At 43.6% G+C, this 7,351-nt stretch carries 9 protein-coding genes; 8 read left to right on the top strand and 1 reads right to left on the bottom strand.

Going from position 1 to position 7,351, the window contains the following annotated elements; genetic code table 11:
- The 8 genes from Q0C19_RS09795 to Q0C19_RS09760 form a co-directional block, all read left to right on the top strand.
- Positions 1–1,690 (top strand): ATP-binding protein (locus Q0C19_RS09795; RefSeq protein WP_295055528.1); only part of this gene is annotated, 1,690 nt, incomplete at its 5' end.
- A complete protein-coding gene (locus Q0C19_RS09790) occupies positions 1,690–2,187 on the top strand; it encodes a chemotaxis protein CheX (RefSeq protein ID WP_295055527.1) in 498 nt (165 codons plus the stop codon). The genes Q0C19_RS09795 and Q0C19_RS09790, both read left to right, overlap by 1 nt.
- Positions 2,180–2,629, top strand: coding sequence for a response regulator (locus tag Q0C19_RS09785; protein ID WP_295055525.1), 450 nt, complete (start codon positions 2,180–2,182; stop codon positions 2,627–2,629). Before Q0C19_RS09790 ends, Q0C19_RS09785 begins: the two co-directional genes overlap by 8 nt.
- Before the next feature lie 109 nt (positions 2,630–2,738).
- Positions 2,739–4,433: an acetolactate synthase large subunit gene (locus Q0C19_RS09780; protein WP_295055523.1), complete on the top strand. Its 1,695-nt coding sequence runs from the start codon at positions 2,739–2,741 to the stop codon at positions 4,431–4,433.
- Positions 4,430–4,906, top strand: a complete 477-nt coding sequence (ilvN, locus tag Q0C19_RS09775; RefSeq protein ID WP_295055521.1) for an acetolactate synthase small subunit — start codon at positions 4,430–4,432, stop codon at positions 4,904–4,906. The genes Q0C19_RS09780 and ilvN overlap by 4 nt, the downstream gene beginning before the upstream one ends.
- 6 nt (positions 4,907–4,912) lie before the next feature.
- Positions 4,913–5,860, top strand: a complete 948-nt coding sequence (lpxD, locus tag Q0C19_RS09770; RefSeq protein WP_295055520.1) for a UDP-3-O-(3-hydroxymyristoyl)glucosamine N-acyltransferase — start codon at positions 4,913–4,915, stop codon at positions 5,858–5,860.
- A 17-nt stretch (positions 5,861–5,877) separates the two neighbouring features.
- Complete coding sequence (locus tag Q0C19_RS09765; RefSeq protein WP_295055518.1) at positions 5,878–6,426, top strand: hypothetical protein; 549 nt, start codon at positions 5,878–5,880, stop codon at positions 6,424–6,426.
- Between the two features lie 72 nt (positions 6,427–6,498).
- Positions 6,499–6,720, top strand: a complete 222-nt coding sequence (locus tag Q0C19_RS09760; RefSeq protein WP_295055516.1) for a hypothetical protein — start codon at positions 6,499–6,501, stop codon at positions 6,718–6,720.
- A gap of 40 nt (positions 6,721–6,760) precedes the next feature.
- Here Q0C19_RS09760 and Q0C19_RS09755 read toward each other — a convergent pair.
- Positions 6,761–7,351, bottom strand: a 591-nt coding sequence (locus tag Q0C19_RS09755; protein WP_295055514.1) for an aminotransferase class I/II-fold pyridoxal phosphate-dependent enzyme, incomplete at its 5' end; no start/stop codon positions are given.

Below are 7,351 nucleotides of genomic sequence, written 5' to 3'. Positions count from 1 at the left end.
GTCGGTCTATTTGCCCCATATTTCGCCAAGCGGACGTTTTTACATCACGGGTTCTGATATCGAAATCAGCAATATTGATGCGCAATTACATGCGCTTTTAGTCAAAGCCTTCAGAGATACTCTTTTTTACACATTGATTTTAATTCCGTTTTTTATCGCTTACCGGATGCATAATCTGACGATCCAAAAAGAGCTTTCTCGACAAGTTGATGAACGGACAGAAGATCTGCAAGAACGTTCTATCGCTGTTAATCGTTTGCTTGACAATGCCAATCAAGGGTTTTTAACTTTTTCAACCTCACAGATCGTAGAGAACGAGTACTCGCAAAAATGTGTGGAAATTTTTGATGGCGCGATAGAGGGAAAATATGTCGGAGAGCTTTTATACTCGGAAGATATCCATAAAAAAGAGTTTTTCAATAAAACTATCAGTGCCATTTTTGAAGAGGATGATGAGGTCAAGGTCGAAGCGATTCTTTCACTCCTTCAGCAAGAATTCGTTATCCATTATAAATCAATTCAAGTTGTCTATAAGCGGATTGAGCCTAATCGGTTTATGCTGATCCTCACCGATATTACCGATAAAAAGAATTTGGAAAAAAATATTGAAAGAGAACGCAATACCCTTAAAATGATTGTTTCCGCGATCAGCGACAGTGATGAATTTTTTGAACTTTTGGAAGAGTATCAAACCTTTTTATCACACCGATCAAGTGTCGTCAACTTTGCCCATACTCCGTATCAGAATCTTACAGAGTTGTATCGCTTAATTCATACCTACAAAGGTCTGTTCGCCCAAAAAGATTTTATCACTACACCGCAGGGCCTTCACAAAGTGGAATCTCGACTCTCCTTGTGGCTTCAAGATGATACGGTGACGAATGAAACCATTCAAGCGATGGTGAATAAAATTGATTTTGAGCTATGGTTGAAAAAAGATACCGATATTTTACGAGAAACGCTGGGCGATGATTTTATGGATAAAAAATCGACGATCACCATTGACGATGAAACGTTTGAGCGAGTGCATAACAAAATTGTAGAGCTAATTGAGTCTCAGCCGAATGAGTGTCATGATTTATTAGAACTTCTTCAGGTGATCCGAAATCTAAAATACAAATCCATCGGAGATTATTTTAGCTCACTGCCGAAATATGTTGAACTACTGGGTGAACGTCTTGAAAAATCGCTGAATCCGATGGAGATACGTGATGAAACGAATCTGACTGCCGGATGTGAGTTTAGGGCCTTTGCCAAATCATTGATTCATGTTCTTCGCAACAGCGTGGATCACGGGATTGAAACGTCTGAGGAGAGGGTGGAGTGCGGCAAAGATGAATGCGGGAATATTCACCTTTGTGTGAGTGAAACGGAAGATTCAATTGTCGTAGAAGTCAGTGATGACGGTCGCGGAATTAATAAAGAGAAGCTAAAGCAAAAAGCGCTTGAACTGGGATACAGAACATTGGCGGAGCTTGATAATGATGAGGCCGTGATTGAGTTGTTGTTTGAAGATTATTTGTCGACAAAAGAGGAGGTCAATGATCTCTCCGGCAGGGGAGTCGGTCTGGCATCGGTACGCGCTGAACTCTTGAAACTCGGTGGTAGCTACCGTGTCGTCTCCGAAATAGGGAAGGGGAGCCGATTTATGTTTTTTATCCCTAAAAAATCAATACAAAAGGTACTTTAATGGAAAATATTGAGGTATTAAAAGCGGTACTTAGCGCGATTGTCTATCGTGTAGAACTTTTTATGAAAAATGAGATGAAGATAGACTCTGAGTTTGACGGAGAGTATCGGTCGGTTGAAAAAATCGAATTAAAAAAATATACGACAACAATCGGTATCGGGGGGAGTCTTAATCTTTTGTTTTATGTGACCTACAACGAATTATTGCTCGATAATCTGACCAGAGCATTCGCCTATGGTGATATTGAACAGTCCGAATTTCTTATATTGCGGGAGAGTGCTGCAGGGGAGATAGCCAACATGATCATCGGACATGCCGTTACCGATTTCCCTAATCGAGGAAAAGGGGTCACGATTACCCCCCCCGTAACGATCGAAGATGCCAAATCGATTCTGAAAACAAACGGAACCGGTATTATGACGGCACTCCTTTCAACTCCTTACGGAAACATGGAACTCAATGTTATAGGATCAGCCAAAGGAGAATGGAATGCTTAAAATTTTTGTAGTGGATGATTCGTTAATTATGAGACGAAATATTTCTAAAATGATAGAATCTTTGGGGCATATTGTGGTCGGAGAAGCAAAAGACGGTCATGAGGCCATTGCCCTTTATCGGAAATTGGCTCCCGATTTGGTAACCATGGATATTACCATGCCGGAGATGGACGGTATAAGCGCAGTCAAGGAACTCAAAAAAATCGATAAAGAGGCTAAAATCATTATGGTTACCTCTCACGGACAAGAAGAGATGGTTGTTGATGCGATCCGATCGGGTGCCAGCGGTTATCTCCTTAAACCGATCAATATCACGAAACTGCGTGATTCAATACGAAAAGTGTTTCCCAATATTATTGATGAAACGGTATTGGCGCACAAGGAGACAATATTGTTGGAGAGTGAAGAAATTATATTACCGGAAATTGAAGATATATCCTAAAAAGGGAGAATCTCTTCACTGATTTAACGTAATTTATAGCTATTTTCTTTTATAATCCCCATAATTTTTTCAATTATATTCACACATTTTTTACGATAAAGGAGACGACATGCAAATCAGCGGTGCACAGATGGTTATCGAAGCACTCATCGCCGAGGAAGTCGAAGTCGTATTCGGCTACCCGGGCGGAGCGATCATGAACGTCTATGATGAGATATACAAACAGCGCTCATTTCAACATATTTTGACCCGTCACGAACAAGCGGCGGTTCACGCAGCAGAGGGGTATTCAAAAGCTACCGGAAAAGTGGGTGTAGCAATGATTACCTCAGGACCGGGATTTACCAACGGTGTGACCGGATTAGCGGATGCCTATATGGACTCTATCCCTCTTGTCCTTATCAGCGGACAAGTACCGATGTCGTTGATCGGTACCGACGCTTTCCAAGAGATCGATGCGGTCGGTATCAGCCGTCCGTGTACGAAACACAACTATTTGGTGACCGATGCGGCTGATCTGCCGCGTATCCTGAAAGAGGCATTTTACATTGCCCGTACCGGTCGGCCGGGGCCTGTGCATGTCGATATTCCCAAAGATGTAACGGCACAGATCGCAACATTCGATTACTCCAAAGAAGTTGAACTCGAAACCTATAAACCGACGACCAAAGGAAATACCCGCCAAATCAAAAAAGCGATCGAAGCTATTGCTCATGCCAAGCGACCTCTTTTGTATCTCGGCGGGGGAATTATCAACGCGAATGCGGCAGAGTTGGTGCGGGAATTCTCCCGTATGACCCAGATCCCTGCCGTTGAGACTTTTATGGCACGCGGAACACTTCGCTATGATGATCCGTTATTGATCTCTATGCTCGGTATGCACGGTTCATACGCTGCAAATATGGCGATGTCTGAGACCGATTTGGTTATCGGTCTCGGGGCACGATTTGATGACCGTGTGACCGGAAAACTCTCTGAGTTTGCTAAAAATGCACAGATTATCCATGTCGATATTGATCCGGCGAGTATTTCAAAGCTGGTGAATGCCCACTTTCCGATTGTCGGTGATGTCAAAAATGTCCTTGAACAGATGATTCCGTTGGCAAAAGAGCAAGTTGATCCTAAGCGCTACGAATCATGGCATAACACGATTGCCAATTTTAACAAGCTTCATCCTCTCTCCTATACCGAAGAAGGGGACCGACTTAAGCCTCAGTGGGTCATTGAGCGTATCGGACAGCTTTTGGGAGATGATGCGAATATTTCTACCGACGTAGGACAGCATCAGATGTGGAGTGCACAGTTTTATCCATTTACCCGTCCGCGTCAATGGGTCAGTTCCGGGGGACTAGGGACAATGGGATTCGGTTTCCCGGCAGCACTTGGGGTAAAGCGTGCCGATATGGAACGTGTCAGTATCAATATTACGGGTGACGGCTCTATTTTGATGAACATTCAAGAGTTGATGACGGCGGTTGAGTATAAACTCCCGGTTATCAATGTTATCTTGAATAATAACTTTTTAGGGATGGTTCGTCAGTGGCAAACCCTGTTCTATGATAAACGCCACTCTTCAACCGATCTCTCTATGCAGCCTGATTTCGTCAAACTTGCCGATGCATTCGGCGGAGTAGGCTATCGGGTTACCACCAAAGAGGAATTTGATGCCGCTCTTAAAGATGCGGTTGAGAAAAATGTTGTCGCGATTATCGACGTTGTGGTCAATCGGTTTGAAAACGTACTTCCGATGGTTCCCGCGGGCGGATCGCTCTTTAATATGATGTTAGAGTATAAGGAGAAATGATGGAACAGACAGAACGTCGCGTTATCTCCGTTATTGTTATGAATGAAGCCAGTGTCCTCTCACGTATCGCGGGATTGTTCTCAGGGCGGGGATACAATATCGAATCGTTGACGGTAGCTCCGATTCCTGAGTCAAAATATTCCCGTATTACGATTGTTACGTCGGGATCAGTTCGGGTGATTGAGCAGATTACCAAACAGTTGCATAAATTGATTCCGGTACTACGAGTATATGAACATGCCGATCTTGTTGAAAAAGAGATGGCAATGGTCAAAATTCCTATGAGCGAATCGATGGGGGACATCGAGGCCCTTACCCATGCGTATAACGGACGGATCGTTAATGTCGGAAGCGATACGATGATTGTTATGGTTGCAGATGAGCCGATGAGAGTCAACCATTTTCTCGAAGCGATCAAACGGTTCCATCCCAAAGAGATCGTCCGAAGCGGTTCTGTCGCGTTAGAGAGATAGTCGAAGATGAAATTGTACGAAATTGCAAGCTTTTTAGGGTGTACCGAGATTAAAGATTCTATTGAAATTACAGGGATGAATACCCTCAGTAATGCAGTTTCCGGAGAGATATCGTTTCTCTCCGATTCTAAATACGAAAAAGAGCTTTCCGATACCAACGCTTCTGCCGTCATTCTTCCGGCATCAAAAGCGCATCTTCTGCCGAAGGGGGTTGTCGCTTTGGAATCAGATGAGCCCTATATGTCCGTTGCGCTCCTTTCCAAACATTTTGCCAAACCGATACGCAGCAGTGATATTTCCCCCGTAATCGGTGAGGGAAGCGTTATCTATCCCAATGCCCATATTGAAAACGGTGCCGTAATCGGGTCTAACTGTACGATTATGAGCGGTGTATATGTGGGCGCTGAGACGGTTATCGGCGATGATGTTATCCTCTATCCCAGCGTCACAATCTATCGGGATTGTGTTGTCGGCAATCGTGTGATGATTCATGCGGGAAGCGTTGTCGGCAGTGACGGATTCGGATATGCCCATACGAAAATGGGTGAGCATATCAAACTCTACCAAAACGGAAATGTGATCATCGAAGATGATGTCGAGATCGGAGCTAATACGACGATCGATTGTGCGGTATTTGGCTCAACAATTATCAAGCAAGGTTCAAAAATTGATAATTTAGTACAAATTGGACATAACTGTGTCGTCGGAGAACACTCGATTTTGGTCTCTCAATCCGGACTTGCAGGCTCTACAACCCTTGGGCGGAATGTGGTAATGGGGGGACAAAGTGCTACGGCAGGACATCTTAGTATCGCACCGTTTACAACGTTGGCAGCACGTTCAGGTGTTACTAAAAGTATCATGAATAAGGGTGTCTATAGCGGCTTTCCTTTGATGGAACATAAATTATGGCTGAAAATGCAGGCAAAATTGGCTAAAATGCTAGAAGCTTAAGGTAAAGGGGACAAGGGATGCGTCTAGCAGTCGTAAGTTTGGTCATAGCAACGTCATTGCTGCGTGCAGATGGAGAACTTACGAGTGATATTCGGATGCCGGATATTGTCCTCGATGCGATCAAGCATTGCGAGTGTCTTCAAGAGGGTGGTATGTGTAATCCGCACGTCATCCGAATCAATGCGGAAGATGAAGCACAGCGTGCACTGAATGCAGGTTTCGCCGTAACCGGACATATCATCAAATGCGGTTCTACGGAACAATGTACGGCTCAGGCTCAGGCATTGATTGACGGAGGGATTAATAATCTGGATCTCGGACCGTACCAAATTAACTATAAATATCATCCCAATCCGATGCTTCACGAATATTTTGAAGACACAACTGCCAGAGAACAGGCAAATACTATTTTGACAAAGCTCGTCAAAAGTTTTGGCTATTCGTGGGAAACACTAGGGCGTTATCACCATTTCAGCGCAACCGATCGAACACGAAACGAACGTTATTATCGTAAAATGTATGCCTTTATTTACGGAAATAACGGTAATGCCCAAGGGTCGAATTAATTCGCTCTTTTTTAAGATTACTTTAGCCAAAAACGGCTAAACTCTTTCCTATACACGCCAATAGGAGAGATTATGAGTTCTGCTGTAACCATTATTAAAGAAATTCAATTAGACGGTACCAAAAAAGGTATTATTTCTATCAGTAAAGTAGATGAGCCATACGGTGCAGGGAGTGACAGTGTCGCGAGCATAGGTATTTCATTGGCGGGAGATTCAAAAAATCCTGAATGGAAAGTTCATCTTCCTTTAGGGAATATCGATGCGGTTGTTGAAGCATTAAAAAGTATAAAATGATGGAGCCATTCCCGATAGGATCGGGAATGAAAAAGTAGATTTATTGTTTTGTTGCTACAAATGTGGCAATGCGTTTGATACCTTCGCGAATACTCTCGATATCGGTTGCAAAACTGAATCGGAAATACCCCTCAGAACCGAATCCTACTCCCGGTACTACCGCTATCCCCTGATCTTCAAGTAACTCTTTACAAAACTGCATTGAATCATTACTGACTTTTTTGATGTTGACAAACAGATAAAATGCACCATCCGGAGAGAGGACCGAGAGGCCATCGATTTCATTGAAAAGTTTTACCGCTTCGTCTCGACGCGCTTTGAAAGCGACTCTCATCGTTTCGATATCCGTATCCGCTGCACCGTTTAATCCGACGATTGCAGCTTTTTGGGTAATGCTGTTGATGTTAGAGGTACTTTGGCTTTGGAGCTTTTTGGTTGCTTGGATGATTTCGGTATTGGCAGCTGCCATATACCCAAAACGCCATCCTGTCATTGCAACGGATTTACTTAGGCCGTTAATGGTAACGGTACGCTGATACATATCATCACTGACCGCCGCGGCAGAGGTGAACTCTCCATCGTAAATGAGTTTTTCATACATTTCATCACTTGCTACGATGATATCCGTTCC

Origin of the sequence: Sulfuricurvum sp. (genome assembly GCF_023250475.1) — a bacterium.
Lineage (GTDB): Bacteria > Campylobacterota > Campylobacteria > Campylobacterales > Sulfurimonadaceae > Sulfuricurvum.
This window is presented reverse-complemented; position numbering and strand designations above follow the sequence as displayed.